Source organism: Microcoleus sp. w1-18aA5 (assembly GCF_036701705.1).
Lineage (GTDB): Bacteria > Cyanobacteriota > Cyanobacteriia > Cyanobacteriales > Microcoleaceae > Microcoleus.
In genome coordinates, this window is sequence record NZ_JAUPTE010000164.1 from 1 (window position 1) to 1,911 (window position 1,911).

At 45.3% G+C, this 1,911-nt stretch carries 1 protein-coding gene; it reads left to right on the plus strand.

Annotated elements, in window-relative coordinates; translation table 11 throughout:
- Positions 1–297 precede the first annotated feature (297 nt).
- On the plus strand, positions 298–1,752 hold the full coding sequence (locus tag Q5691_RS27475; protein WP_333348404.1) for a HAMP domain-containing sensor histidine kinase: 1,455 nt from the start codon (positions 298–300) through the stop codon (positions 1,750–1,752).
- The last annotated feature ends 159 nt before the right edge of the window (positions 1,753–1,911 follow it).

Here is a 1,911-nt window from a genome sequence, read left to right on the forward strand (position 1 = left end):
CTGCCTATCTTTTTTTACCACAAGTTGGCTCAATCCTTACTAGCTATGGGTTTCAGGTGGGTTGTCACCCCCCCAGACTGCGGACAACTTTTAAGATAGCAGCCTGATGAAAGCAAATATCAACAAATATCAAATATATCGGGCGATTGCAATCGCGGCTGCACCAACTTTCAGGCGTGGTTCAGGCTTCGAGACTGGACGGGTTCGGAGGCATGAACCACAACTCCGGCTTTTGATTGCTATAGTTTGGATTTCCATAATTTTGATGCTTAATTATCCTCACTACCTGACGATATAATGAAGCTAATTCGCCAAGTTATAGCCGCTATCAACCCTCTCACGGGCAAGCGAATTTCCACCTCTTCGCTTCAGTTTCGCCTGACGCTAGAATTGCTGGTACTCTCGATTTTAGGACTTAGCAGTGTGGCATTTTGGGCCGGCTGGCAAAGGTCACAAAATCTAGTCGGTGCCCATAAAAAAACCCTGGAATACATTGGAATACGCTTTCCCGAACAGGTTGAGCTTTATAGTGAAATGGGTTCACTAGAAATTGGCTTAACCCGAAGCGTCCATAAAGCTTCCACAGGAGGAATCATGGTGTGGGTGAAGCGAAATGATGGGATGCTTTTGGTGAATTCACCTGATATGGATCTGCAATCTTCTAAGATTACGAAGATGATATCGTTGACGGAAGTACCTGCTGAGCCTACTTTTGTTCAGATGGGCGATCGCTACTTGGTGATCTGTAGCACCACTCTGAGGATTAAAAATGAGTCGCTGGGTACGGTATATTTCTCTCAAGATATCACGGATGAGCAACGTCAATTAAATGATGGGATTCGCAGTCTAATTGTTGTCAGTATTGTGGTAATCTTAGTGTTAATGTTGGCGATCGCCAGTCGCATTCGTCATGCTCTCCATCCTTTGGAACATATGAGTCAGGTAGCTAGCACTTTGTCTGCTGATAATTTGCAGGCGGCAAAACTCCAACTGCATCAGGCTCCTGATGAGATTTTAGGACTAGCGCAAACCTTTAATGAGATGTTGTTTCGCTTATCTAGTTCTTGGGAGCAGCAACGCCAATTTGTCGGTAATGTTTCCCACGAATTACGCACTCCTCTGACGGTTGTAGTTGGTTATTTACAAAGTTTGCTGCGACGCAGCACTAACTTAAGTGACTATCAGCAACAAGCACTGGAAACAGCCGTTGGGGAAACTGAACGCACGATTCGGATGTTAGAAGATTTGCTCGATTTGGCACGGGCTGATAGTGGCAACTTGCACTTTCGTTTGAATCCGGTGATACTGAATACTCTGGTGGCTGAGGTAGCCCAGATGAGTCAAAAAGTTAGCAATCGAAAAATTATTTTCGTGTCAAATGATGAGGATGTTGTAGCCTGTGCGGATCAGGATCGTTTACAACAAGTGTTAATTAACTTAGTCGATAATGCAATCAAGTATTCTGCTCCCGAACAACCAGTTGAGTTAGTCTTGGAAAAGAGGGAACAGCAGGTGATGATTCACGTGGGTGATCGCGGCATTGGTATTTCTCTCCCTCATCAAAACCGGATTTTTGAGCGATTTTACCGGGTGGATGAGTCAATGACGCGCTCTAGAGACGGTACAGGGCTGGGATTGGCGATCGCCAAAAGCCTGATCGAAGGCATGGAAGGACGTATTACGCTCCGCTCTAAACCGGGAGAAGGTAGTATTTTTACTATCACCTTACCTGTCTGGAATCCGCAGCTATGAGCGATCGCATTCTCCTTGTTGAAGATGACCCTAAACTGGCAAAATTCATCGAATCTGAACTTACTCTGGAAGGATATCACGTCGGGAGCATCCCGGTTTTGTAAAAGTGCTATCCAGAGAGGATAATAGGTAGAGCGTCAACAGAAGCGTGAACTGCAT

Bases quoted from the DNA above. Each gene is read 5' to 3' on its own strand.
- Q5691_RS27475 (WP_333348404.1), top strand. From the start codon at position 298: ATGAAGCTAATTCGCCAAGTTATAGCCGCTATCAACCCTCTCACGGGC.